The sequence below is a fragment of the Myxococcales bacterium genome, assembly GCA_016717005.1.
Taxonomy (GTDB): Bacteria; Myxococcota_A; Polyangia; order Haliangiales; family Haliangiaceae; genus UBA2376.
This window is the reverse complement of record JADJUF010000016.1, coordinates 92,738-119,045: the sequence shown is the minus strand read 5'-3', so window position 1 is coordinate 119,045 and position 26,308 is coordinate 92,738. Positions and strand designations below refer to the sequence as shown.

Annotated in this window: 15 protein-coding genes; 8 read left to right on the top strand and 7 right to left on the bottom strand. The window is 72.5% G+C overall.

Translation table 11 applies throughout. The features are described from left to right. Positions 1–351: 351 nt before the first annotated feature. The 7 genes from IPL61_16375 to IPL61_16345 all read right to left on the bottom strand — a co-directional run bounded on the left by IPL61_16375 (position 352) and on the right by IPL61_16345 (position 11,685). Positions 352–1,935, bottom strand: a complete 1,584-nt coding sequence (locus IPL61_16375) for an MCE family protein (GenBank protein MBK9032820.1) — start codon at positions 1,933–1,935, stop codon at positions 352–354. Continuing rightward, entirely contained in the window at positions 1,932–2,717 is a 786-nt protein-coding gene (locus IPL61_16370; GenBank protein MBK9032819.1) for an ABC transporter ATP-binding protein, read from the bottom strand. The genes IPL61_16375 and IPL61_16370 overlap by 4 nt, the downstream gene beginning before the upstream one ends. Before the next feature lie 20 nt (positions 2,718–2,737). Then, the gene (locus IPL61_16365) at positions 2,738–3,583 is read right to left on the bottom strand and encodes an ABC transporter permease (protein ID MBK9032818.1); all 846 of its coding nucleotides are present in this window, start codon (positions 3,581–3,583) and stop codon (positions 2,738–2,740) included. After that, positions 3,580–4,770: an alanine racemase gene (gene alr, locus IPL61_16360; protein MBK9032817.1), complete on the bottom strand. Its 1,191-nt coding sequence runs from the start codon at positions 4,768–4,770 to the stop codon at positions 3,580–3,582. The genes IPL61_16365 and alr overlap by 4 nt, the downstream gene beginning before the upstream one ends. 81 nt (positions 4,771–4,851) lie before the next feature. Continuing rightward, on the bottom strand, positions 4,852–5,577 hold the full coding sequence (locus IPL61_16355; GenBank protein ID MBK9032816.1) for a Crp/Fnr family transcriptional regulator: 726 nt from the start codon (positions 5,575–5,577) through the stop codon (positions 4,852–4,854). 1,007 nt (positions 5,578–6,584) lie between these two features. Further along, complete coding sequence (locus IPL61_16350) at positions 6,585–6,905, bottom strand: four helix bundle protein (protein MBK9032815.1); 321 nt, start codon at positions 6,903–6,905, stop codon at positions 6,585–6,587. A 715-nt stretch (positions 6,906–7,620) separates the two neighbouring features. Further along, positions 7,621–11,685, bottom strand: coding sequence for a chromosome segregation protein SMC (locus IPL61_16345; protein ID MBK9032814.1), 4,065 nt, complete (start codon positions 11,683–11,685; stop codon positions 7,621–7,623). Positions 11,686–11,827: 142 nt separating this feature from the next. Between IPL61_16345 and IPL61_16340 the strand changes: the two genes are divergently transcribed. The 8 genes from IPL61_16340 to IPL61_16305 all read left to right on the top strand — a co-directional run bounded on the left by IPL61_16340 (position 11,828) and on the right by IPL61_16305 (position 26,273). After that, positions 11,828–13,498, top strand: a complete 1,671-nt coding sequence (locus IPL61_16340) for a carboxypeptidase regulatory-like domain-containing protein (protein MBK9032813.1) — start codon at positions 11,828–11,830, stop codon at positions 13,496–13,498. An 11-nt stretch (positions 13,499–13,509) separates the two neighbouring features. Beyond that, positions 13,510–14,733: a signal recognition particle-docking protein FtsY gene (gene ftsY, locus IPL61_16335; GenBank protein MBK9032812.1), complete on the top strand. Its 1,224-nt coding sequence runs from the start codon at positions 13,510–13,512 to the stop codon at positions 14,731–14,733. Positions 14,734–15,081: 348 nt separating this feature from the next. After that, positions 15,082–15,888: an outer membrane beta-barrel domain-containing protein gene (locus IPL61_16330; GenBank protein MBK9032811.1), complete on the top strand. Its 807-nt coding sequence runs from the start codon at positions 15,082–15,084 to the stop codon at positions 15,886–15,888. An 11-nt stretch (positions 15,889–15,899) separates the two neighbouring features. Further along, a complete protein-coding gene (locus IPL61_16325; GenBank protein MBK9032810.1) occupies positions 15,900–16,799 on the top strand; it encodes a hypothetical protein in 900 nt (299 codons plus the stop codon). A gap of 613 nt (positions 16,800–17,412) precedes the next feature. After that, a complete protein-coding gene (locus IPL61_16320) occupies positions 17,413–17,772 on the top strand; it encodes a hypothetical protein (GenBank protein MBK9032809.1) in 360 nt (119 codons plus the stop codon). 72 nt (positions 17,773–17,844) lie between these two features. Then, positions 17,845–22,731, top strand: coding sequence for a translocation/assembly module TamB domain-containing protein (locus IPL61_16315; protein ID MBK9032808.1), 4,887 nt, complete (start codon positions 17,845–17,847; stop codon positions 22,729–22,731). A gap of 349 nt (positions 22,732–23,080) precedes the next feature. Continuing rightward, positions 23,081–26,053: a BamA/TamA family outer membrane protein gene (locus IPL61_16310; protein ID MBK9032807.1), complete on the top strand. Its 2,973-nt coding sequence runs from the start codon at positions 23,081–23,083 to the stop codon at positions 26,051–26,053. A gap of 76 nt (positions 26,054–26,129) precedes the next feature. Next, positions 26,130–26,273 carry a hypothetical protein gene (locus IPL61_16305; protein MBK9032806.1) on the top strand — a complete coding sequence of 48 codons (144 nt, stop codon included), beginning with the start codon at positions 26,130–26,132 and terminating at the stop codon, positions 26,271–26,273. Positions 26,274–26,308 lie beyond the last annotated feature (35 nt).

Sequence of the window (26,308 nt, the reverse complement as noted above, 5' to 3'; positions counted from 1 at the left end):
CGCCCCTGGCTGCCGATCGCCGGCGCCGTGGTCGGCGGCCTGGCCGGGTTTGCCTTCTACTACTTCTACGGCTGCGACAGCGGTTGACCCAACCGTGAGAACCCGCTGCTCATGACCGGCCTCGGCGTGAGCATCGGCCTCCTGGCGACCGTGAGTCGCTGACCACCCGATCCCCAGCCCTCCCCGCGCCGGCGCCGCCGCCGTCGCGGCGTCACTCCTTGGAGACGCCGACAGCGCGCCGCGGCTGCGGCGTCCCTGCCCGACGCCGGCGCGGCCGGCACCGCGTCACTCCTTCGAGATGCCCGACAGCGTGCGGCCGCCGCGGCGTCCCTGCCCGACGCCCCCGGGGTGTCACTTCTTCGAGATGCCCGACAGCGCGCCGCCGCCGATCGCGAGCAGCGCCGCGAGGTCGTGGTCGTTGAACCGGATCATGCCGCCGACGAAGACGTCGCGGCCGAAGTGGTACTCCTCGAACTGCGCCGGCACGTCGCTGGCGCCGGTGCGCACCGTCAGGGTGTCGGCCGGGTTGAGCACGTCGTCCATGCCGCCGAGGATGTAGACGCCCCGCAACAGCTCGAACGCCGCGGCCAGCTTGACCCGCGGGAACTGATCGAACGACGCGTCGAACACGTCGACCGACATGTGCAGGCCGCGGCCCCACCAGCGGACGTCGGCGTCGACGCCGACGCCGCCGCTCGACTCCTTGATGCCGTAGCGCAGGGTCATCCAGTCGAAGCGCTTGGCGAACTGGAACGTGAACCGGAAGCCGTCGTCGATCGTGGTCGTCCGGACCCACTGGTCGGAACCGGCCGCGGGATCGAACACCAGCTGGGTGTCGGGGTAGCCGCCGCGCGGGCCGCGCTCGATCTCGATCAGGTAGTACTTGTCCGGGCGCGTGTGCAGCTCGACCGCGATGTAGTGCCGGGCCATGCCGGCGAAGACGTTGTACTCGCTGCGTAGGCCGACGTAGGTCTGCATCTTGAAGAGCGTGCCGAGGAAGCCCTTGGCGTCCTCGGTGATCTCCTCGACGTTGTCGGCGATCGTGGGGTCGTTGACCAGGCGCCCGAGCGTGCCGCGGTCCTCGTCGATCTTGGCGGTGATGCTGGCGGTGCTGGCGAGCACCTGATCGACCAGGTCGAGCTTCTCGCGCACCTTGTCGCCGGTCAGCGCGACCTCGTCCTTGGCCGAGGCCACCAGCGCCCGGGCCTCGGCCGAGGCCTCCTCGAGGTTGGCCAGGATCGCCTTGACCCGCTCATCGGCGCCGCCCGACATCGACCGGATGTCGGCGGCGATCTGGTCGATGCGCCCGACCGCGCGGTCGGCGCGGTCGAGGATGTCCTTGACGGTCTGCGCCTCGCGCTGGACCAGGTCGTCGACCCGGTTGGCCACCGACGCGATCGGGCCGTTGACCAGGCGGCGCATGTCCTCGGACAGATCCTTGACCGACAGCAGCACCGCGTCGACGTTGGGCAGGCTCTGATCGAGGCGGCGCAGGAGCGCGTCGGGCGAGGTCGACTCGACGACCTTGACGATCTGGTCGCCGTTGCCGAGCCGGGTCGCCGGCGCCAGCTCGCCGGTCTCGGCCGCGCCCTCGGCGCTGCCGGGATCGATCTCGAGGTAGTGGTCGCCGAGCAGCGACGCGGCCTTCTTGAACACGACCGCGCTCGACCACACCGGCACGTCCGCGCGGATCTTGAAGCGGACCTTGGCGTAGCGGCCGTCGATCTGCAGGCTCGTGATCTCGCCGACCGGCAGGCCGGCGACGACGACCTTCGAGCCGACCGGCATGCCCGAGGCGTCGCGGAACCGCGCCCACAGCGTGATGTTGTCCGAGCCGGCGGGATCGGCGCCCAGGCTCTTCCAGACGGTGTACGAGCCGGCCAGGAGCGCGAGCACCAGCAGCCCGACCTTGACGCCGGCGGCGACCGGCCTCACGACGCCACCTCCGGCGCCGCGTGCGCGGCCGCCACGCCCGAGGTGCGGATGAACTCGTACAGGTAGGGGATCGTCGACGCGCGGATCTCGTCGACGGTGCCGGCCACCAGGATCTTGCGCTCGTGGAGCATGGCGATGCGATCCGCGATGCGGAACACCGACGCCATGTCGTGCGAGATGACCACGGAGGTCACCTTATACCGCTCCATGACCGACAGGATCATGTCGTCGACGTTGCGCGTGGCCAGCGGATCGAGGCCGGTGGTCGGCTCGTCGAACATCAGGATCTCGGGCTCGAGCACCAGCGCCCGGGCCAGCCCCACCCGCTTGCGCTGGCCGCCCGACAGCGAGCCCGGGTAGGCGCCCTGGAAGCCGTCGAGGCCGAGCGCGGTCAGGCGGTCGCGGACGATCTCCTTGATCTCGGCCCGGCCGAGCTTGGTGTGCTCGCGCAGCGGGAACGCGCAGTTCTCCTCGACCGTGAGCGAGTCGAACAGCGCCGCGAACTGGAACACCAGGCCGAACTTGCGCCGGAAGTTCGACAGCGCCTTGCCGGTCAACGCGAACACGTCGGTGCCGTCGACCCAGACCGAGCCGCGATCGGGGCGCAGCAGGCACATGAAGTGCTTGATCAGCACGCTCTTGCCGGCGCCCGACGCCCCGATGATGACGTTGATCTTGCCGCGCTCGATGTCGAGATCGAGCCGCTCGAGCACGGTCTTGGGGCCGAACGACTTGGTCAGCCCGCGCACGCGCATGTGCCAGCGCGGATCGGCCTCGGCCATCGACGCGGCGGCGGGCGCGGTCATCGACCACCGCCGTCGCTCGACATCACCCGCAGCAGGATGTCGGTCAGGAAGTAGTCGCTGATCAGCACCGCCACCGACGAGTAGACCACGGCGCGGGTGGTGCCGAGGCCGACGCCGCGCCCGCCGCCGGCGGCGTTGAAGCCCTGGTAGCAGCCGATCAGGATCACGATCAGGCCGAACACGATCGACTTGATCATGCCCTGGAGCACGTCGGACGAGCTGAGCAGATCGCGGGTGTGGAGCACGAACTGGCCGTGGTCGACGTGGTTGACGACGACCGTCATGAAGTAGCAGCCGGCCATGCCGATGATGAAGAACAGGAGCGACAGGATCGGCGCCATCAGCATGCCGGCCACCAGCCGCGGCAGGATCAGGAACTGCAGCGGCGACACCGCCATCGACTCGAGCGCGTCGATCTGCTCGGTGATGCGCATCGTGCCGAGCTCGGTGGCGATGCCGGCGCCGGCCCGGCCCGACAGCATCAGCGCCGACAGCACCGGCGCCAGCTCGACCGCCAGCGCCAGGCCGGTGGTGCCGCCGGCGAACGACTCGAGCTGGAACTGCCGGAACGCGAACACCGCCTGCAGGCCCATGACCATGCCGGTGAACAGCCCGACCAGGAGCACGATCGGCAGGCTGCCGACGCCGATGTACTCGCACGCCTCGAGGTAGGTGCCCGGCCGGAACGGCCGCCGCGGCAGCCACGCCAGGGCGCGCCCCATCAGGATGACGTGGTCGCCGAAGCGGTCGAGCAGCCGCACGACCGGCCGGAACGCGTCGGCGACGCCGGTGACGACGTCCGCGACGAACGAGTGGCGCGGCGGCGGCGCCGGGTCGGTCACGTGGTCAGCCTCGGCACGCGCTTCGAGATCCCGCACGTGACCTCGTACTCCGACAGCCCGGCCCAGGCCGCGAGCTCGGCGGTGCGGACGTGGTCGGCGCCGAACCGTCCGGATCCCGGACCGAGCAGCACGACCTCGTCGCCGACGACCACGCCCGGCAGGTCGGTCACGTCGGCGATCGCGATGTCCATCGACACCGCGCCCAGCAGCGGGCACCGCCGCCCAGCGACCAGCACCTGGCCGTGGCCGGTGACCCGCCGCGGCAGCCCGTCGGCGTACCCGACCGGCAGGACCGCGACCACGCTCGGCCGGGTGACGACGCCCAGGCCGCCGTACCCGACGTGGGCGCCGGCCGCGACCTGCCGCACCTGCGCGACGTGGGTGACGAACCGCAGCCCGGGGCGCCGCGGCTGCGGCAGCGCGGCGTCGGTGGCCCAGTGGCCGTTGCCGTACAGGGCCAGGCCGACCCGCACCAGGTCGCGGCGCGCGCGCGGGAACAGCATCGCGCCCGAGCTGTTGGCGGCGTGGCAGATCTCGACCGGCGCGCCGGCCGCCCGCACCAGCGCGATGGCGTCGTCGAACCGATCGAGCTGCCGCCAGGTGGTCGCGTCGGGATCGGCCGGGTCCTCGACGTCGGCGTTGGCCAGGTGGGTCATGACGCCGACGACGTCGAGGCCGCTCGGGCGCGCGCGGGTCACGAGGTCGGCCAGCTCGTCGACGGTGAGCCCGAGACGGCTCATGCCGGTGTCGACCTTGACGTGGACGGCCAGGCGCCGCTGCCGCCGGCGCGCGACCGTCGCGAGCTCGGCCAGATCGCCTGGCGACGACACCACCGGGGTGAGGTCACGGCCGGCCATCTCGTCGCCGCCGCCGGCCTGGGCCGGGCCCATGATCATGATCGGCGCGCGCACGCCGGCGTCGCGGAGCTGCACGCCTTCCTCGACGAGGCTGACCGCGAACCCGGCCACCGCCCGCGCCCCCTCGAGCGCGCGCGCCACCGCGGGCGCGCCGTGGCCGTAGGCGTCGGCCTTGACCACCGCGCAGACCTTGCTCCCGGTCAGCGCGGCGATCGCGCGGGCGTTGTCGGCCAGCGCCGCCAGGTCGACCTCGATGGCCGTCGGCCGGATCCCGACGCCGGTGGCCGAGACCGACGACGCGGCGACCGACCTGGCGGGTGACTCCGGCACGGTATGAGGCTTGTCGCGAGTTGCCCCGCGTGTCAACTCAACAGCTTGGATCTGCGAGGGATTCCAGGCGATCCCGTCGGACTACGCGGCCCTCTTGCGCTCCGAGCGCTCGATCAGCGCCGGCGTCACGATCAGCGCCCGACCGCGCGCGATGATCAGGCCGTCGCGGGCCAGCTGGTTGAACGCGCGCGAGATGGTCTCGCGGCACGAACCGATCATGTTGGCGAGCTCCTGCTGGGTCGGGCGACGGCGCACGACCAGGCCCTCGCTGCTGCTCGAGCCCTCCTCGCGGGCCAGGCCGACGAGGCGATGGATGAGGCGCTCGTTGACGTCGCACAGCGCCAGCTGCGCGATCGACTCGTCGGCCTTGCGCAGGCGCCGCGCCATCTCACCGAGCAGGTTCATCGCGGTGCGCGGGTGGGCCGCGATGTGCCGCATCAGGTCGTCGCGCGACAGGGCCAGCACCGACGTGGGCTCGAAGGCGATGCAGGTCGCCGACCGGCTGCCACCGTCGAAGAGCGACATCTCGCCGAACGAGTCGCCGGGCCGCAGGATCGACAGCGTGACCTCGCGGCCGCTCTCGCCGCACAGGACGACCTTGACCCGCCCAGACATCACGACGAACACCGCGTCGCCCGGCTCGTCCTGCGACACCACCGCGGCGCCCGCGGCGATCCGCCGAACGGCGACCCGCTGCGACAGATCCTCGATGGCCGAGATGGGGAGCGCGGCGAACAGGTGCGCGCGCGCGATCGACGCCCGGATCCGCGCGGGATCCTCGGGGTTCACCGTCGCCCGTCCGAGCACAGTGGAGATCGTCGTTGCGGGAAGCTGAGGCCGAACAATGCCGAGCGCCATGGACTGACTCCTTGGTTCGTGACGAAGCGAAGCGAATACGGGTGTCACTAAAGCAAGGGAGGTGCCGATCCGGATGAACTCGACGATCTCCGCTGTTCTTGACGGTTTGAATCCCGGGGCTGGCGGCCAACCGTGACCTTGGCTTCACATTTTCGTTGGCACCCGCGGCGTTCGTGTCGTGGTTTCTGTCGCCAGAGTCACACTCCGCGCGCCGCGTCATGGCGACGGACACCCGCCCACGTGTGTCAGACCGGTGAAATCCCGACGGAAAGTGGGATGTCATCAACGGCGCGCCCGTCTGTGAGCCAAGACACGTTCGCGAGCAGTGCCGCGACGGGAACCCCGAGCCGGAACCGGAGCCAGAGCCGAAGGCGGAGCCGGAGCCGGAGCCCGAGCCCGCCCCCGACCCGGACCCGGACCCGGACCCGGGACCCGGACCCGGACCCGGAGCCGGAGCCGGAGCCGGAGCCGGAGCCGGAGCCGGAGCCCGGAGCCGGACCGGACCTGACCCGGGAGCCGGACCCGAGCCGGAGCCGGAGCGGACCCGGAGCCGGACCGGAGCCGGAGCCGGACCCGGACCCCGAGCGGACCCGGAGCCGGACCCGACCTGGACCGGAGCGGACCTGACCCGACCCGACCCGGAGCCGGAGCCGGAGCCGGACCGGACCCGGAGCGGACCTGACCCGACCCGGAGCCGGAGCCGGAGCCGGAGCCGGAGCCGGACCCGGACCCGGACCCGGAGCCGGAGCCGGACCCGGACCCGGAGCCGGAGCCGGAACCGGACCCGGACCCGGAGCCCGACCCGGAGCCGGAGCCGGACCCGGAGCCGGAACCGGACCCGGAGCCGGACCCGGAGCCGGAACCGGACCCGGAACCGGAGCCGGAACCGGAACCGGACCCGGACCCGGAGCCGGACCCGGAGCCGGAGCCGGCGTCGGGTGCCGGGCCCCGTCGGGCTACCGCCCGAGCCGGTAGGTCATCGCGCCGACGCGCTCGGCGAGCGCCAGCGCCGGCGCGATCGAGTCGGGCGCTACGTAGCCCCAGGCGGCGGCCACCGCGAGCGCGCTCTTGACCTCCTGGGCCTCGGCCGCGGCGATCCGGTACACGCGGCGCTTGTCCCGGCCGCTCCGCCGCGTGCCCTCGGCCAGGTTCAGCGCCACCGAGGTCGCGGCGCGCCGGAGTTGCTCCGCCAGATCCGGCGAGCACCGGCGCACTTCCTCGACGATCGACCTGAGCACCGTGATGAGTTCGAGCGTGACCTGCTGTGCATCGAGCATGACGTTGGTCTCCGTGTTCGGGGTTGCGCCCCGATCCGCGGCCCGACGCGCAGGTCTCGTGCCCGACCGCGCCGCCCTCGATCTCGTCGCTCCTCACACGATCGCGTCCCGGCGGCGCGTGGGCACGGGACGTGCGCGGGGGCCGCGAGGGGCAACCCCGGACACGGAGCTCCACTCACGCACACAGCTCAACGCCGCACTCATCCAAGCGCTCGTCGAGGAAGCCCGCGCCCCGGAGCCGGAACCGGAGCCGGAACCGTCGGAACCGGTGCCGGTGTCGGAACCGGACCCGGACCCGGAGCCGGTGCCGGTGCCGGTGTCGGAACCGGACCCGGAGCCGGTGCCGGAGCCGGTGTCGGAGTCGGAGCCGGAGCCGGAGCCGGAACCGGAACCGGAACCGGAACCGGAACCGGAACCGGAACCGGAACCGGAACCGAACCGAACCGGACCCGGACCCGGACCCGGACCCGGAGCCGGAGCCGGAGCCGGAACCGGAACCGGAACCGGAACCAGACCGGAACCGGAACCGGAACCGGAACCGGAACCGGAACCGGAACCGGAACCGGAACCGGAACCGGAGCCGGGAGCCGGGAGCCGGAGCCGGGAGCCGGGAGCCGGGAGCCGGGAGCCGGAGCCGGAACTGGGAACCGGAACCGGCCCCGGAACCGGAGCCGCCCGCGCCCGTGCCCGCGCCCGCGCCCGCGCCCCCGCCCGCCTACGCCGCGGCCTGGGCCTTGCCCAGCTTCGCCAGGTTCACGCTCACCAGCTTCGACACGCCCGCCTCCTGCATCGTCACGCCGTACAGGTTGTCGGCGGACTCCATCGTGCGCTTGTTGTGCGAGATGACGATGAACTGCGACCGGTCGGTCATCTCGCGCACGATCTCGTTGTAGCGATCGACGTTGGCCTCGTCGAGCGGCGCGTCGACCTCGTCGAGGATGCAGAACGGCGACGGCTTGATCAGGAAGATCGAGAACACCAGCGCGACCGCGGTCAGGGCCTTCTCGCCGCCCGAGAGCTGGTCGACGGTCGAGTTCTTCTTGCCGGGCGGCTGCGCGAAGATCTCGACGCCGGCCTCGAGGATGTCGAGCTCGGCGCCGTCCTTGCCGGTCGACAGCGACAGGTGGGCCTGGCCGCCGCGGAACAGGCGCGGGAACACCTCCTTGAAGGTGGTGTTGATCGCCGTGTAGGCCTCCTTGAACAGCCGGCGCGAGGTCTTGTTGATCTTGTCGATCGCCTTCTCGAGCTGGTCGACCGCGTTCTCGAGGTCGCCCTGCTGCGCGGTCAGGAACTCGTGGCGCTTGGCCACCTCGCCGTACTCGTCGATCGCCGTCAGGTTGATGTCGCCGCTCATCTTGTCGAGCAGCTCGCGCAGCTCGGTCGCGCGGTCGTCGTGGTTTTCGGTCAGCACGCCGCGCTGGTGGTAGTCGGGCACGACGTCGAGCAGCTCGAGCTGGTAGCGCTCGTGGGTGGCCGCGACCAGCGTCTGGTACGCGCTGGCCAGGTTGGCCGCGCGGATCTCGAGCTGCGTGACCTCGGCGGCCAGGCGCTCGGCCCGGGTCCGCAGGTCGCGGACCTCGATCTCGACCGAGGCCATCGCCTGCAGGCGCTCGTCGTAGCCGCGCCGGCCGTCCTCGAACTCGACCGCCAGCTCGTGGCGCCGCTCGCGCAGCCCGCCGAGCTCGTCGGTCAGCGTGGCCGCGTCGGTGCGCAGCTCGGCGATCCGGACCTGGCTCGAGGCCAGGTTGGCGTCGATGCGCTCGATCCGGGTGCCGAGCTCGCGCGCGCTCGAGGTCAGCGCGCGGATCGACGCCTCGATGCCGGCGCGCTTCTCGCCGAGCTGGGCGGCCCGGACCCGGGCCGAGGTCAGCTCGAGCTGGACCGCGTCGACCCGATCGCGCCCGGCCGTGACGCCCTCGATCAGGCCGAGCTGGGTGCGCTCGAACTGGTCGCAGCGGTCCTTGGCGTCGGCGGCCCGGGCGGCGATCTCGTCGTGCTCGCGGCCCATGGTCGCGAGGCGCTCGTCGAGCTCGACCCGCTCGGCGCCGAGCTGGGTCGCGCGATCGCGGATCCGGTCGTGCTCGCCGCGCAGCCGCGCCGCGTCCTTCTCCTGGCTCATGATCGCCAGGTCGCCCTGGTGGGCCTCGCGCCGGAGGCCCTCGAGGGCCTTCTCGACCTGGCGCAGCTCGGTCTTGGCGGTGACCAGGGTCGCGGTGGCCTCGGTCAGCTCGCCCTCGAGCTGGGCGACGATCTCCTCGAGCTCGCGGATCTCGCGCTTCTGGCCGAGCACGCCGGCGCCCTGGGCGTCGCGCGAGCCGCCGGCCACGACGCCACGGGCGTCGACCAGGTCACCGTCGATGGTGACCAGCGTCGTGGCGGCGCCGGCCTGGTGCAGCGCGACCGCGCGCTCGAGCGAGTCGACCACGACCGCGTCGCCGAACAGGCTGTGGGCCACGCCGGCGTAGCCCTCGGCCAGCCCGACCAGATCGACCAGGCGCCCGAGCACGCCGTCGACGCCGACGGCCGCGACCGCGCCGGTGATCGCGGTGCGATCCTCGACCACCATCTGGGCGTCGTCGCCCGACGGGACCTGCCAGCTCGACGCGCCGACCCGATCGGCGTCGGCCACGGCCAGGTCGACCGCGGGCGCGGCCTGGAGCTCGGGCACCGGCACGAACGCCGAGCGCCCGGCCGACGCGCTCTTCAGGTAGCCGATGGCCGCGACCCCGACGCCGGCGTCGTCGACCAGGACGCCGCCGAGGCGATCGCCCAGCGCGGCCTCGACCGCCAGCTCGAGGGTCTCGGGCGCGCGCACGACGTCGGCCACGAGGCCGCGGATGCTGCCGTTGGCGCGGGCGGCGATCTCGTCGGAGCGCTGCATGACCGCGCGCGTGCCGCGGGCGAAGCCCTCGTAGCGCTCCTGGATCTCGACCAGCGACTGCAGGCGGGACCGCCGGCGGTGGGTCTCGGTCCGCAGCATCTCGACCCGGGACTCGCCGCTCGCGACCTGCTCGGCGAGGAGCTCCTGGCGCGCCTCCCAGGTCTCGGCCTGGTTGCCGAGATCGAGCCGGGTCTGGCGCAGGGCCGCGATGGCGTCGACGGCGCGCTGGCTGTCGCGCTCGACCTCGTGCAGGCGCTCGGACACCTGGGCCAGCTCGTCGGTGACCCGGGCCAGGCGGCGGTCGCTCTCCTCGCGGCGGCGGACCAGCGCCTCGGCCTGGGCCTCGGCCTTGGCCTCGTCGGCGCGGGCGGTCGCGACCTGCCCGCGGGCGCGATCGAGGCTCGACTGGGCCTCGGCCAGGCTCTGGCGGGCGTCGGTGGTCGCGCCCTCGGCGGCGCGCACGGCCTCGTCGCCGGCGGCGACCTCGTCGGCCAGGCCGTCCCGCTCGGTGACGCGCGCGGCCAGCTCGACCTCGCCGTCGGCGCGCTGGGCGATCAGGCGCTCGCGCTCGGCGGCCGCGTCGATCGCGCGCTGCTCGAGCTCGCCGGCCTCGCGGGTCTCGAACCCGATCTTGGACTCGGTCAGGCGCAGGCGGTTGTCGAGCTCGTAGAGCTGCTCCTGCAAGGTCGCGATCCGGCGCTCCTCGAGCGCCAGCTCGGCCCGCTCGGCGATCACCGCCGCGTCCTTGGCGTCGTACTCGGCGCGGACGCCGACGCGCTCGGTCTCGGCCTCGGTCAGGCGCTCGCTGACCGCCGCGGTGTCGGCGCGCAGCTCGAGGAACCGGTGCGAGGCCTTCCAGAGATCGAGGTCGCGCAGCTCCTGCTTGTAGGCGCGGTAGCGCTCGGCCTTCTGGGCCTGGCGCCGCAGCGTGCCCATGCGCTTGTCGAGCTCGGCGACGATGTCCGAGATGCGCAGCAGGTTCTGCTTGGTCTGATCGAGCTTCTTCTCGGCCGCCTTCTTCTTGCTCTTGAACTTGGTGATGCCGGCGGCCTCCTCGATGATCTGGCGCCGATCCTGGGGCCGCGACGAGACGATCTGGCCGATCCGGCCCTGCTCGATGATCGCGTAGGCCTTGGTGCCGACGCCGGTGCCGAGGAAGAAGTCGGTGACGTCGCGCAGGCGACACGGCACCTTGTTGATCAAGTAGTGCGAGGTGCCGTCGCGGTAGAGCCGGCGGGTGATCGTCACCTCGGTGTACTGCGTGAAGTCGATCGCGGGCGGCTCGTCGGCCAGCAGGTCGCGGACCTCGGCCGTGGCCGAGGGCACGATCTGCCCGTCGGCGTCGACCAGGACCGCGGGCTCGCCGGTCGCCGGATCGACGGCCGCGGCGGCGCCGGCCTCGACGTCGAGCACCTCCGCGACCGCCGCGGTCTCGCGCACCACCGCGTCGGGATCGAGCGTGGCCGCGTCGGGCTCGCGCAGGCCCCCGTCGGGATCGAGCGCGCCGTCGAGCTCGAGGGCGTCGGGATCGAGCAGGCTCGCGTCCGGATCCGGCACCGCGTCGACCTGGGCCAGCGCGGCCTCGGCCGCGGCCTCGTCGCTCTGCAGCGACGCCGCCAGGGTCTCGTGGGAGAACCCGACGTCGTCGAACGTCAGCGACACCTCGGCCATCGGCGCCGGCCCGCGGGTCTCGGAGCCCGCGAAGATGACGTCCTCCATGGCCTTGCCGCGCAGGTGCTTGGCCGACTGCTCGCCCATGCACCAGCGGATGGCGTCGACGATGTTCGACTTGCCGCAGCCGTTGGGACCAACGACGGCGGTGATCGGCTGCGCGATGTTGATGACCGCGCGATCGCAGAACGACTTGAACCCGATGACTTCGACCCGCTTGATACGCATGTAAGGCTTCGGCTCCTCGGCAGAGACGATCCCGGGATCGCTCCGCGGTCGGCAGGGTCGATCCCCCCTCTGACATCCGGATCCTGGGACACCGGGGAGAGGGACGCGGCACGAGCGGTTCCGCCGTGTTATCACCCGGTCCGTGGCTCGCGCGCTGGTCGCCCTGCTCGCCCTGGCCGTGGTCGCGGCCGCGCCGGCGCCCGCCCGCGCGCGGCCGCCGACGGTCACGATCCGGGCCCGGGCCGAGCTGGTGCTGGGCAGCGTCCGGCGCACCGACGACGGCCGCGTCCGGATCCGCGGCACGCTGCACGACCGCGCCAGCGGCTCCGGGCTCGGCGGCGAGGCGGTCGACGCCCTCGCCGGCGGCGCCACCGGCACCGGCATCACCAGCCCCGACGGCAGCTTCGAGATCCTGGTCGCGCCGGGCGACGGCCCGCTCGACATCACCCTGAGCTACGCCGGCAGCGCCGGCATCGATCTCGCCACCGCGAGCGCGACCAACGTCGACCCGACCAAGGCCGCGGTCGACATGGTCGTGACCACCAGCGTGACCCCGGCCGGCGTGCTGGTGACGGCGACGACGTCGTCCGACGGCACCTCGATCGAGGTGCCCGTGGTCGTGCGGGTGTCGCCGACCGATCGCGACGAGCCCCACCACGACGCGGCGGGCCGGAGCAACCAGCCCATCATGATCACGCGCGCCGACGCCCTCGGCCCGGGCGCGCGCCGCCTGACCGCCTCCTTCGCCGGCGACGCGGGCCACGCCCCGGCCACGGTCACGACCGTGGTCGAGCTCACGAGCGACACCGCGATCACCATCGATGCGCCGGGCGCGGTCGCCTACGACGCCACGCTGCGCCTGCGCGGGCGCGTGGTCGACGCCGACGGCGCCGGCGTGGCCAAGGTCACCGTCACGATGACCGGCGCCGACAAGCGCCGGCTCGGCAGCGCGGTCAGCGGGGCCGACGGCACGTTCCGGGTCGCCGCCGAGGCCAGCCTGCTCGGCACCGGCCGCCACGGCGTCGTCGTCGCCGCCGAGCCGCGCGAGTCGTGGCTGCGCCCGAGCCAGTCGCCGATCGTGTTCGTCACCGTCGGCGCGCCGCGCCCGGCGCCGGTCGCGATCACGATCGCGGCGTTCGCGGCGACCGCGCTCACGGCCCTGGGCTTCATCCTGGCCCGGCGCCGGCGCGAGCGCCAGGTGGCCGCGGCGACGGTCGAGGCCGACCGCCCGCACCAGGCCCCGCGCGGCGGCCTCGAGCCCGCCCGCCCCAGCCTGGTGTCGACGCTGCGGCGCGCCGCCGACCACGGCTTCGCCGGCCTGGTGCGCGACTCGGTGCGCGGGCGGCCGATCGCCGACGCCACCGTCGAGCTGACCCTCGGCGGCGAGCTGCGCAGCGCGATCACCACCGCCGACGGCCGCTTCGCCGTCGAGGCGCTGCCGATCGGCGAGTGGTCGGCCCGGGTCACCGCGGCGGGCCACATGGGCGAGCGCTTCAGCGTGACGATCCCCCACCGCGGCGAGCTCCGGGGCGCGCGCATCGACCTGGTCGCGGTCCGCGAGCGGGCGTTCGCGATCTACCGGACCGCGGCGCTGCCGCTCCTGCCGCGCCCCGAGCTGTGGGGCATCTGGTCGCCGCGCCAGATCGTCGACTACGTCCGGACCCGCCGGCCGCCCGCCGCCCTCACCGACCTGACCGCCACGATCGAGGAGATCTACTTCTCGGGCCGGGTCTTCGACGAGGCGATCGTGCCGACGGTCGAATCCAAGGCCAGGGCCGCGATCGCCGAGCGCACGGCCGGCATTGCAGTATAGTCGCCGCCCTCATGGTTCGAGAGATCGTCACGTTGGTGGTCGTGCTGTCGGTGGTCGGGCTGTTCGTCTGGTACCTCCGCCGCGCCGGTGAAGCCAGCCGCACCCGCAGCACCAAGTCGGTCCAGGAGCGCGTGGCCGGGACCCCGGCGGCCGAGGCCGCGCGCCCGCCCCGCGAGCGCAAGCGCAAGCGGATGGGCGGCGCCGCCGCGCAGCGCCGCCGCGCCGCCGCGCCGGCCGAGCCCGAGAAGGACGACGACGACGATGAGGGCCACGAGGCCGACGCCGAGCCGGCGGGGCCCGCCGACGAGGCCGCGACCGAGGCGTTCCGGGCGGGGCTGGCCAAGACCCGCGGCGGCTTCGTCGCGAAGCTCGGCAAGCTCTTCGGCAAGAAGAAGATCGACGTCGACGTGCTGCCGGATCTCGAGGAGGTCCTGTTCACCGCCGACATCGGCCCGCGCGCGGCCGACCGCATCTTCGAGTCGGTCAAGAAGAGCCTCGCGAAGGACGACCTGGCCGACGCCAGCAAGATCTGGTCGAAGATCCGCGAGACCTCGACCGCGATCCTCGACGTCGACGCCCCGGCGCTCGACTGGAGCGCCAGGCGCCCGTTCGTGCTGCTGGTGCTCGGCGTCAACGGGGTCGGCAAGACCACGACCATCGGCAAGCTGGCCGCGCTCCTGGCGGCCGAGGGCAAGAAGGTGCTGCTGGCGGCCGGCGACACGTTCCGGGCGGCCGCGGCCGAGCAGCTCGAGGTCTGGGCCAAGCGCGCGAACTGCCCGGTCGTCCGGGGCAAGGACGGCGGCGACCCGTCGTCGGTCATCTTCGACGCGGTCAAGCGTGGGGTCGACGAGCAGTACGACCTGGTGATCTGCGACACCGCCGGTCGGCTCCACACCAAGGTCGATCTGATGGACGAGCTGAAGAAGGTCCGGCGCGTGATCGACAAGGCCATGCCCGGCGCCCCCCACGAGACCTGGATGGTGCTCGACGCGACCACCGGCCAGAACGCGATCACCCAGGCCAAGACCTTCAAGGAGGCCATGGAGATCACCGGCATCGTCATCACCAAGCTCGATGGCTCGGCCAAGGGCGGGGTGATCCTGGGTATCTGTGACGAGCTGAAGGTCCCGGTGCGCTACATCGGCGTCGGGGAGAAGCTCGAGGATCTGCGGCCGTTTGACCCGGCCGCATTCGTCGCGGCGCTCTACGACGACACCGCGGCCGCCGCCTCGTGACGGATCGGCCCGCGCGGGCCACCCACGCCCCGTCGAGGATTTCCCAGGTCGATCGCGCAACCACTGAATGTCACGCGTGGTCTTGTGAATTGAAAATCGCGCGTGTAATATTGCGCGCAGTTGAGCTAGATGACGCGCAAAGATTTGAAATCATTTAGGATTTCAGCATTTCGCGGCATCGACCCCGGGACCTTTCGCCGGAGACGATCTCACCTCATGCGACGCACCAAGAGCCACTCAAGTTTCTTCGCCGCCTTGGTAAGTGCCGCGGCGCTCACGTGGGCGATCGGTCTCCCGGCAGCGCGGGCGCAGCCCAAGCCAGCCCCCGTCGCCGATGATGAGATCGAGATGGACGGCGACGACGGCGACAAACCCGTCGACGAAGGCGAGATCGAGATGGAGGGGGAGACCCCCGAGCCCGATCTGACGGCCGACCTGGCCGCCGACGACGCCGCCGCGGTCAAGATCGACACGACCACGCGCGACGTCAAGGCGGTGTCCTGGAAGGACATCATCGTGGTGATGCGCAAGCCGTTCCTCAAGCTCGGCCGCACCGACATGATGCCGTTCCTGGCAACGACCATGAACGACAACATGATCCGGCACGTCGGCGCCGGCGCGCAGATCAACTACTACCTGACCGACGTGCTCTCGGTCGGCGTCGAGGGCCAGTACTTCGCGAAGAACTTCCGCGAGCCGTTCGACCTCGTCGGCCGCCAGGCCCGACGGCTGCCGACGGTCAACAAGTACAACTTCGCCGCGGCCCTCAACTTCCACTACGTGCCCGTCTACGGCAAGTTCGCCGTGCTCGACAAGCACCTCATCCACTGGGAGACGTACTTCACGGCCGGCGTCGGCATCACCCAGAGCGAGGTGATCCCGCGCGACCCCCGGTACGACGCGTTCACGAACATCCTGATCACGCCGAACATCGGCGCGTCGATGCGGTTCTTCCTCGCCAAGTGGCTGACGGTCAACCTCGGCATCCGCGACTACATCTTCGTCGACAAGTTCGAGCCGACCGACCGCACGATGTACACGTCGGCCTCGTCGGCCAAGGACCACGCCGACACCGCGTTCATCAACAACGTCATGTTCCAGCTCGGCGTCAGCTTCTGGATCCCGCCGACGTTCGAGTACACCACCTTCCGCTGAGGAGCCGAACCGTGACCACCAACGCCCGTCTCTGGTCCCGCTCCCTGGCGCCCCTCGTCGGTGGGGCCCTCGCGACCGCCACGCTGCTGGGTGCGCCCGCCGCCGCGTCGGCGGAGAACAAGAGCGACCTCGAAACCCAGCCGGCGGTGCGCCACCGGCTGCTGCTCGTGGCCAAGCGCCTCGAGGCGACCCCGATGTTCGAGTCGACGATCAACGCCGACTTCCGCCACTTCGTCGGTGGCGGCCTCAAGCTCGAGTACCACCTGAGCGACATGCTGTCGTTCGGCGTGATCGGCGTGGGCTCGGCCTCGATCGACACCAAGCTCACCGAGCGCGTCCTGGCGACCCTCGAGGACGCGGATCCGATGCCGCCCCCGGGCGCGTCGTCGGGCAGCCGCGAGCCGTCGAAGACCGAGTTCGCGCAGCACCTGAACAAGATGCCGTTCCACGGCGCCGCCTACGTCAGCCTCACGCCCTGGTACGGCAAGCTGGCGGCGTTCGGCAAGTCGTTCGTGAACTTCGACTTCTACTTCCAGGGCGGCGTCTCGTTCGCGCAGCTGACCTCGGACTGCGCCCGCACCGTCTGCGACGACACCGATCCGGGCGGCCCCGAGGCCAACCCCGCCGACCCGATGGCGCCCCTGCCCGACGACAACCCCAACGACGATCCGCCGCTCAACGCGGGCTTCAAGCCGGGCCTGTACCTGGGCGGCGGCATCCACGTGTTCGTGAACGACTTCATCGCGATCGACCTCGCGGTCCGCGACTACGCGTTCACCGACAACCCGTCGGGCGCCGACTTCAACGCCGACCTGGCGGTCAAGAGCGACGACAGCCGCTTCCTGCACCACCTCTTCGCCGGCGTCGGCGTGTCGATCATGCTGCCGATGCAGGTGAAGCGCACGCGGTAATCCAGAGAGGGTTTTTCGAAACAACCCTCCCCCGGCGCATACGCCGGGGCCCAGGCAGGTGTAGGGGCGCTCCGAGGTCCGTGGTCACCACCAAGCCACGGCGGCACGTCGAGGTCGAAACGGCCCAGAGCGTGGGCGGAGGGTGGATTTGGCCGGGCGCCCGACGTGGCGCCCGGTTTCGTTTTCGGCGGAGCGGGCGCAGCCACTGACGATCGGGTGACACCCGTCAGCGCAGGTCCAGCTGACGATCGGGTGACACCCGTCAGCGCAGGTCCAGCTGACGATCGGGTGACACCCGTCGGCGCAGTCCCGCTGACGATCGGGTGACACCCGTCAGCGCAGGACACCCGTCGGCGCAGGACACCCGTCAGCGCAGGACACCCGTCGGCGCAGGACACCCGTCGGCGCAGTCCCGCTGACGATCGGGTGACACCCGTCGGCGCAGGACACCCGTCGGCGCAGACACCCGCTGGCCCGCACGATGCGACAACCGTTGTTGCGGATTGCCAATCTGGTTGTCAGGTGGCTGGGTGGGAAGTGGCGGAAATCAGGAGGGGTGCATGTGGATCGAAAGTTGCGTAGGCTTGTTGTCGTGATGGCTCGCGCTCTGGCTGTGTTTGCGCTGTTTGTCGGGCTGACGCTCGGGGCGTGCATCACGCCGTCGATCCCGATCCCGCCGCCGGAGCCGTCGTCGATGGTGTTCGCGCTGAGCCCGACCGACGGCGTCGCGACGTTCAGCTACGCCGCCGAGCCCAACTACTCCGGCGCCACGGTCTACGTCTTCAACCGCACGGCCGGCAGCGGCGTGATCGCCACGGCCCGGGCCGACGGCAGCGTCGGCCCCACGGCGCCCTTCCCGGCCGGGCTCGGCGACAACGTCGCCGTCACGTTCGAGACCGACGAGGTCTCGGTGACCCGGTGCGTGGTCGTCCGCGAGGGCGCGCCGTCGGCGGTCGAGTACTGCGCGCAGTGACCGGCGCCCCCGACGACATCGTCGGGGCGAACCCGGGCGGGCCCGCCCGCAACCTGCTACCGTAACCGACGCGTGCTGGTCCGCCCTGCGATCCGGTTGCGCCGGTGGCTGGTGGCTACCGGGCTGGCGCTCCTGGTCGTCACCGGTGCAGCCGTGGCGATCTTGCGCGTGCGGTTCGAGGGCCCCGACCTCGCGACCACGCTGACCGACATGATGAACCGGTCGATGCGCGGCCGCATCGAGGTCGCGTCGGTCAACTGGCCCGTGTCCGGCATCCAGACGATCGTCCGCGGCGGCTGGATCCCGCTCGAGCTGATCGACGTGAGGATCTGGGACGAGGAGGGCCAGCTGGTCCTCGAGACGCCGCGGCTGACGACCGAGATCGACATCCACGCGCTCATGTTCGCGCGCCACGACTTCGTGCTGCGCAAGATCCACGTCCACGGCGGCCACGTCCACCTGCGCGAGATCGCCGAGCCCAACCCGCTCCACGAGTACGACCGCAAGGTCTTCAGCCTGCTGGCCGCGTTCTACGGCGTGCGCAAGGCCGGCTTCTACGTCGGCATCCACGCCAGCCGCAAGCCGGTGTTCGACCTGCGCGACTTCACGGTCGAGGACCTCGACCTCGAGATCTGGAGCGGGCTCAAGGACGGCGACTACGCGTTCCGCGCGCTGGTCCACGACGTCAACGCCACCGGCTTCCTGTACATGGACGCGTCGGATCCGCTGGTGCCGAAGTTCTACTTCGCGCTGGCCCCGACCGGCGGCCCCGGCGAGATCGACATCCTCTGGGAGAAGTACAAGGACGGCCAGTGGCGCGGGTTCTACAAGTTCCCGATCGAGCGCCTGACGGTCAACACGCTCAAGCAGATCCCGACGACGTGGCCGGCCAGCCCGGTCGCCAACACGCTCACGTTCGATCTCGAGATCGACACCGTCAGCCGCGCCCACGTGAAGCTCCGCGGCGCGATGATCGACTACTGGGACACGCCGTACGGCGGCTCGTGGCAGATCACCGCCACCGTCGACAACGCCGGGCCGATGCTCAAGCAGTCGATCCTGGTCGACCTCGGCGGCGACGACGTCAAGGTCCAGGCCGTCGTCACCGGCCCGATCGTGTTCTACCCGACGATCGAGCTCGAGATCTCCGGCCTCACCTACGACCTCATGGACTTCGTGCCGCCCGACCCCAAGACCGGCCTGCGCACGTCGGTCTTGCTCAACCTCGACAGCCTGCACGCGGGCTACGACCTCGCGGTCAACGCCGGCAGCGTCGACGAGTTCATCGCCCGCGGCGTCGGCGGCGAGCTCACGCTGTCGGCCAGCTTCGAGGGCGACGGCTCCGACGAGGCGCCGTTCCTGGTCAACGCCCAGGTCGACATCCACGAGCCGCTCGAGCTGGCTCGGTGGATGCCGAAGTGCCAGCGCGACGTGCTCGGCTCGACGCTGTCCGGCCACTTCCGCGCCCGCCGCTACAAGGGCGACACCAAGATCCTGGCGCAGCTCGACCAGCTCGATCTGCGGCTGGGCAAGGTCCACGCCAGCGGCGGCACGGTCTACGCCGACCAGGCGTTCGGCACGGTGACGGTGCAGGACATGCGCCTGCAGTTCGGCGCGACCAGCGCGCTCGTCGGCCTGACCCTCGACCCGCGCTCGACCGCCCTGCCGCCGTTCGACGTGCAGGAGGCGTCGGGGCGGATCGGCGACCTGCTGGCGCTGCAGCGCGCGATGCAGTGCGCGAACCCCAAGCCCGCGCCCAAGGCCAAGGCCAAGGCCGCCGCGACCACGCGCCAGCGCCGCGGCGCCGGCGGGGCGCTCCGTCCGCGGCGGCCCGCCCGGGTGCGGCCTCGGCCCCGGGTCGCGGTCGCGGCGCGGCCGCGCGCGGCGCGCCAGGCCCAGCGCACGCCGTTCGACGACATCAAGTTCCGCGGCGTCGCCAGCGCCGACGGGCCCGCGATCGTCGGCCGGAACATCGTGTTCCTCGACGTGCCGGTCGTCGGCACCGTGACGACGGCCGGGTTCCGCTTCCTCGACGAGCGCCTGACCGTCGAGAACGTGCGCATGCCCAAGCTCGGCGGCTCGATCCGCGCCGACGGCACGATCCACGTCGGCGCCACCACCTGGCTCGAGCGCCTGCACGTGGTCGCGCGCGGCGTCGACCTGAGCCGCCTGCCCTTCGGCGCCAAGCGCGTCGGCGGCGCGCTCGCGGCCGATCTGATCCTGCGCGGGCCGATCGACCCAGCCCGGATGAGCGCCGAGGGCTGGGCCTGCTCGAACAAGATCACCGCGCTCGGCGACAGCTACGCCGACGTCGGCGTGTGGATGAACATGGCGCCGACGCCGCTCAAGGCGTGCCCGCGGGTCGCGCCGCCGGGCGGCGACCCGGCCTGCCTCGACATCGGCAAGCACAGCGGCCGCTGCGTGATCGCCCGGGCGCGGCGCGAGGCCGGCGGCGAGGTCCTGGCGCGGGTGTCGGCCGATCGCACCCAGCAGCTGGGCGGCGACCTGTCGATCTCGGCGTTGCCCCTGGCGGCGATCGCGAAGCTGCTCGGCGCGACCTGGCCGGCCGGCGCGGTCATCGACGCGCCCCAGCTGCGCCTGGGCGGCACGGTCGACGCGCCGACCGTGGCCGGGACGGTGCGGATCAGCCGGGCCTGGGCCCTGGGCGGCTTCGTCGGCGACGGCGCCGTCACGCTGAGCCCCGCCGGCGCCGACGCGATCGCGCTCGACGGCAGCTTCCTCGATGGTCGCCTGACCGTGCGCGGGCGCATCACGACCACGGCGCCCTACCGGCTCGACGTCACGGTCGACTTCAGCCGCCTGCCCCTCGACGCCTTCGTCGACCTGGCCGCGCTCGCGGGCGTGCCGATGGCGCGGGCCGCGATCAGCGGCCGCATCCGCGTGCGCACCGCGCTGACCGACCCGCGGGCGCCGCTCGACGTCAACGTCGACCTGTCGGAGCTGACCGCGACCGTGGCGGTGCCCGGGCTGGGCGCCACGCCCGAGCCGCTCGACGTGCGCCTCGGCGCCCCGGTGTCGGCCACGTTCGACGGCAAGGACCTGCGGATCAACCAGCCGATGGTGCTGGTCACCGAGCTCGGATCGATCGCGGTCGTGGGCACGGTCGGGGCCAACCGCCTCGACCTGTCGGCCCGCGGCACGCTCGACGTCGCGCGCACGCTGCCGCTGACCGGGCGCCTGCTCGACGACGCCCGCGGCTCGGCCGAGCTGACGGTGCGCGTGACCGGGCTGCCGGCGGCGCCGCGGCTCAACGCCACCCTCGACGTCGCCGACGTCCGGGTCCGGCCGGCGCGGCAGGAGGCGTGGCTGCGCATCCCGGCCGGCAAGATCGAGATCGACGACGCCACCGGCCCGTCGGCCGGGCCCGGGCGGCGCGCGGTGTCGTTCACCGGCCTGTCGCTCGAGGTCGACGACGGCTACTCGACCGAGCCGGCGTCGCTGGCGGTGTCGGGCGGCATCGTGCTCCAGGGCGCGGTGCCCGCCGAGTACAGCGTGATCGTCACCGGCGCGCTCGGCGGCGAGATGCTGATGCTGGCGTCGGTGCTGGCGGCCCCGGGCGCGATCACCACCGCCAACGGCGCCGCCGACGTCAACCTGCGGCTGTTCGGCAAGCGGGCGCGGCCGCGCATCGACGGCACGCTCACGTTCGACGCGACCCGACCGCTGACGGTGTTCGCGCGCGGCCTCCAGCGCGAGATCGCGCTGTCCGAGGGCTCGATCTCGGTCACCGACGACGAGCGGGATCCGGCCCGGCTCGAGATCAACCTCGACGACGTCGGCGGCTCGATCGACGGCGAGGGCCGGCTGCGCGGCATCCGCGGCACGGTCGAGCTGGTCGACTTCGGCATCGCCGACGGCGCCGCCGATCTGACCGCGTCGCTCGAGGCCTACCCGTACCGGGTGCCGCGCAAGCTCGACCTGATCGTCAACGTCGACCAGCTGCGGATCGTGCTCGACCAGCGCCAGCTCGAGGTCGCCGGCAAGGTCGAGCTGGTCAGCGGCCGCTACCTGGTCGACTTCAACCTGGGCGAGGTGCTGCGCCCGGCCACGTCGAGCGGCCCGTCGTCGCCGCCGTTCTGGGAGGCGTCGCCGATGCTGGCCAACGCCCGGCTCGACCTGTCGGTCGACGCCCGCCGGTTCTCGGTCGCCAACAACATCGCGTCGATCGACATGGAGGGCGGCCTGACCCTGACCGGCACGCCCCGCGACCCGCGGCTCGAGGGCACGATCCTGGTCCAGCGCGGCACGTTCAAGATCCCGGGGCTGCGCGCGCGCTTCACGCGCACCTCCGGCGCGATCCAGTTCGAGTCGCTCTTGCCGCTGGGCCAGACGCCGACGCTCGACATCACCAGCGAGGCCGACTACCGCGATCCGACCGGCACCGATCACCTGATCATCCTGCGGGTCGAGAAGACCCTGGCCCAGCCGCACCTCGACCTCTACACCGCGTCGGGGCTCAACAAGGCCCAGACGCTGACCCTGATCATCTCGGGCCGCACGCCCGACGAGTTCCGGCGCAACCTCGGCCAGGCGGCGATCGGCAGCGACCCGACCCGGATCAACCCATCGACCGACACCTCCCAGGGCTACACCGACGAGCTGTTCCGCCAGGCCGCCGGCGATCTCCTGACCCGGGCCGTGGCCGACACGCTGCGCGATCTGTCGGGCCTCGACGTCGCGCGCATCGAGTTCAACCTCGGCTCGTTCGGCTTCCACGGCGAGGCCCGGGTGTTCGAGAACGGCCGCTTCGTCGGCGATCTCGAGCGCACCACCCGCGGCTCGACCGTCAACGCCCGCCTCGAGTATCGGCTGATCACCCAGGCCTCGGCCGAGGCGTCGTACCTGTCGAAGAACTTCGACGACGCGGGCGAGCGCGACATCAGCGACTTCGAGGCCAAGCTGGTGCTGCGCACGAGCTGGAGGTCGCCGTGGCGGTGACGGCGCGCGGGGTCGGCGCGGGGCTCGTCACGCTCGCGGTCACCGCGGCCGCGCTCCGCGCCCAGGCCCAGCCGAAGCCGCCCGCGGTCCCGACGCCCGCGCCGACGCGCGCCGTGCCGACGCCGGTCCCGGCCCCCGCGCCGACGCCCGCGCCCGCGGCCCTGCCGACGCCCGCGCCGACGCGCGCCGTGCCGACGCCGGTCCCGGCCCCCGCGCCGACGCCCGCGCCCGCGGCCCTGCCGACGCCCGCGCCGACGCGCGCCGTGCCGACGCCGGTCCCGGCCCCGCGCCGACGCCCGCGCCCGCGGCCCTGCCGACGCCCGACGCCGCGCCGGCCGCGCCGCCGCCGGTGCAGTGGACCGAGTGGGAGGTGGTCGGGACGTTCATCGATCCGGCGGCGACGGTGCGGGCCATCCTCGAGCCCGAGGTCGGCAAGCTGCGGGTCCTCACCGACGCGGCGCGCGAGCAGTTGCTCGAGGTGTGCGAGCGCATCGGCTACCGGCTGCTGGATCTCCGCACGACGCGCCTGCCCGACGGCGGCATCCGCGCGACCCTCGAGGTCGCACCGATCCTGGTGGTGCGCTGGGTCGACGTGTCGGTCTCGTCCCGCGGGGTGTTCCTCGACGACGAGATCCGGCGGCGGCTGCGCCTGCGCCCCGGCGCCGCCCTCCCCTACGACGAGGGCCCGCGCCAGCGCCTGCTCGACGAGGAGACCCAGCGGGTCCGCACCTACCTGCGCGACGAGGGCTACTTCGAGGCGGCGGTGACGATCTCGGTCACTCGGACCGGCGCCTACGGGGCGACCGTGGCGGTGACCGCGGCCCTGGGCCCGTCGTACCGGGCCGGCACGATCACCGTCGAGAACACGTCGCAGGCCGGCGGCGCGCTCGCGATCCCGGTCCGCGAGGTCCAGGCGGTGTTCGATCACCGGCAGGTGTGCCTGCGGCTGGCGTTCCCGCCGACCTGCCCGACCCGCTTCACGCGCAGCCAGCTCCAGGCCGACCTCGAGGAGATCACCCGCCGGTTCCAGCGGCGCGGGTTCCCGGCGGTGCGGGTCGCGAGCGACTTCGATCCGGTCGGCTCGATCGATCGCAAGACCAAGACGGTGTCGCTGACGCTCAAGATCGACGAGCGCCGCAAGCTCGACGTCGTCTTCGAGGGCAACGACCCCGACCGCGTGCCCGACGAGGACCTCGCTGGCGTCCTGACCTTCGCCGCGGCCACGACCGTCGACGACTTCGAGGTCGCGGCCTCGGCCCGCGCGATCGAGCAGTACTACCAGGCCCGCGGCAACTTCGACGTGATGGTCAGCTCCGAGCGGGTGCGCTTCCGCGCGTTCGACCGGGTCGTGTTCCGGATCGAGCCGGGCCAGCCCCGCTCGGTCCGGGCGGTCGAGATGACCTGCCGCGGCGCCAGCGGCCCGCAGCCGTGCAGCCTGCCGCTGGGCGATCTGACCGGCGCGATCGGCACCCGCACCGACGAGTTCTCGTTCTTCGGCAGCTCGGCGTCGCCGACCACCGCGCTGCTGACCTCCGACGTGGCCGCGCTCGAGCGCCTGTACCACCGCCGCGGCTTCCTGCGCGCGACCGCGCGGGTCGCGGTGGCGCCGACCGCGGCCGGCTGGGGCGCGGCGGCGCTGGCGATGGCCGAGGTCGCGGTCGATCGCGCGCCGACCGCGCTGCGCGTGCGCTTCACGATCGACGAGGGCCCGCGCACGACGATCAACCAGGTCAACGTGGTGTTCGAGGGCGCGGCCACCGGCGGCGGCACCGCCGCCGACGAGCGCCAGGTCCGGGCCCGGCTCGGCTTCAAGGTCGGCGACCCGTACGTGCGCGACACGATCGAGGCCGCGGCCAAGCGCCTCGAGGACTGGTACTGGAGCGTCGGCCGGCCGCGGGCCCAGGTCACGATCCCCGAGCCGATCCTGTCGGCCGACGGCCAGGCCGCGCTGGTCACGATCAACGTCGAGGAGCGCCAGGAGCTGCGCATCGGCCAGGTCATCGTGCGCGGCAACTTCCGCACCCGCGACTGGGTCATCAAGGACGAGCTCGGCTTCGGCCAGGGCGAGCTCCTGACCGGCGACCTCTACCGCGGCGGCCCGAGCCGGCTGCGCTCGACCAACCTGTTCTCGTCGGTCTCGCTCAAGCTCCTGGGCTTCGACGACGACAAGCAGGGCACGGTCGACGTGCTGGTCCGGGTCGAGGAGCGCAAGGACGTGTTCGCGCAGCTCGACCTCGAGGGCGGCGGCTCGCTCGAGAACGGCTGGTTCGTCCGCGCCAAGCCGTCACTGCCCAACGTCGCCGGCCTCGGCATCCGGGTCGAGACCAACCTCACCGCCGGCACCCAGTACCAGGCGGCCGAGGCCACGCTGCGGCTGCCGCACTGGCTGTGGCGGCGCGCGGTCCACGCCCAGTTCGACCTCGAGGTCGCCGGCTACGTCCGCAACCAGATCACCGAGCGCTTCGGTGACCTGTTCACCTACGGCGGCACGCTGTCGGCGATCCGCTCGTGGCAGCGCGAGGCCGACGAGCGCCACAAGGCCCGCCTGATCGGCATCGCGGGGCGCTACGACGTCCGCCTGCTGTCGCGCGACGAGGAGCTGATCCGCCCGGCCGGCGCGGCCGGCGACCTGACGACCAACCCGATCCGCACCCGGACCGGCACGCTCGGCGTCCGCCTGACCTGGGATCAACGCCGCGATCGCCAGGGCAACCTCAACCCGCTGGCGCCCGACAACGGCTTCCGGGCCGAGGTCGGCGTGTCCTACGCCAGCCCGTACCTGCTGGGCCAGGACACCTTCCTCAAGCTGTCGGGCACGGGCCAGACCTTCTTCACCAGCGGCCGGGTCCAGCTGCGCCTCGACGGCCGCTACGACCACGGCGTGCCGCTGGGCGGCGCGGTGCTCCTGCCCGAGGTCGAGCGGTTCTTCGCCGGCGGCGACGTCACGGTGCGCGGCTTCGACGAGGATCGCCTGGCCACCGAGATCATCACCGAGCCGGTGCCGCCGCTGGGCCAGACCACGCAGGTGCGGGTGCTGCCCGCGGGCGGCAACATCCGGGCCCTGGCCACCGTCGACCTCCAGGCGACCCTGTGGCGGGTCGCGGGCTTCCCGGTGGCGTCGGCGATCTTCACCGACGCCGGGCTGGTGACCAACACCCTGGGCTCGGTCCGGCTCGGCGACGTCCGCCCGGCGGTCGGCATGGCCCTGCGGGTCCTCCTGCCGATCGGCGCGTTCTCGGGCGAATATGCGGTCCCGGTGGTGCCCCAGCTGGGCGATGATCCACGCGGGCGCTTCCACTTCTCGGTCGCCCTGAGGTATTGACGCGATCCGCCAGCCGCCTCGGTTGACAGCACGGCCGCCAGTCTCAATACTGCGCGGCACTTTCAAGGAGCCTGCCATGGGTCGTCGAGATAGCCGCCGTTCGCCGAAGATGCGCCGCCGCAAGAGCCAGAACAAGCTCAAGGCCCGCGTGGGTCGTAAGGTCGCCGCCGCGAAGGCGGCCGCCAAGAAGCCGGCCGCGGCGCCTGCCAAGAAGAAGTAGGCCGCGGTGGCCGGCACGCCGCTGGCGTCGCGCTG

Bases quoted from the DNA above. Each gene is read 5' to 3' on its own strand.
- IPL61_16370 (MBK9032819.1), bottom strand. From the start codon at position 2,717: ATGGCCGAGGCCGATCCGCGCTGGCACATGCGCGTGCGCGGGCTGACC.
- ftsY (MBK9032812.1), top strand. From the start codon at position 13,510: ATGGTTCGAGAGATCGTCACGTTGGTGGTCGTGCTGTCGGTGGTCGGG.
- IPL61_16330 (MBK9032811.1), top strand. From the start codon at position 15,082: ATGGACGGCGACGACGGCGACAAACCCGTCGACGAAGGCGAGATCGAG.
- IPL61_16350 (MBK9032815.1), bottom strand. From the start codon at position 6,905: ATGCTCGATGCACAGCAGGTCACGCTCGAACTCATCACGGTGCTCAGG.
- IPL61_16305 (MBK9032806.1), top strand. From the start codon at position 26,130: ATGGGTCGTCGAGATAGCCGCCGTTCGCCGAAGATGCGCCGCCGCAAG.
- IPL61_16345 (MBK9032814.1), bottom strand. From the start codon at position 11,685: ATGCGTATCAAGCGGGTCGAAGTCATCGGGTTCAAGTCGTTCTGCGAT.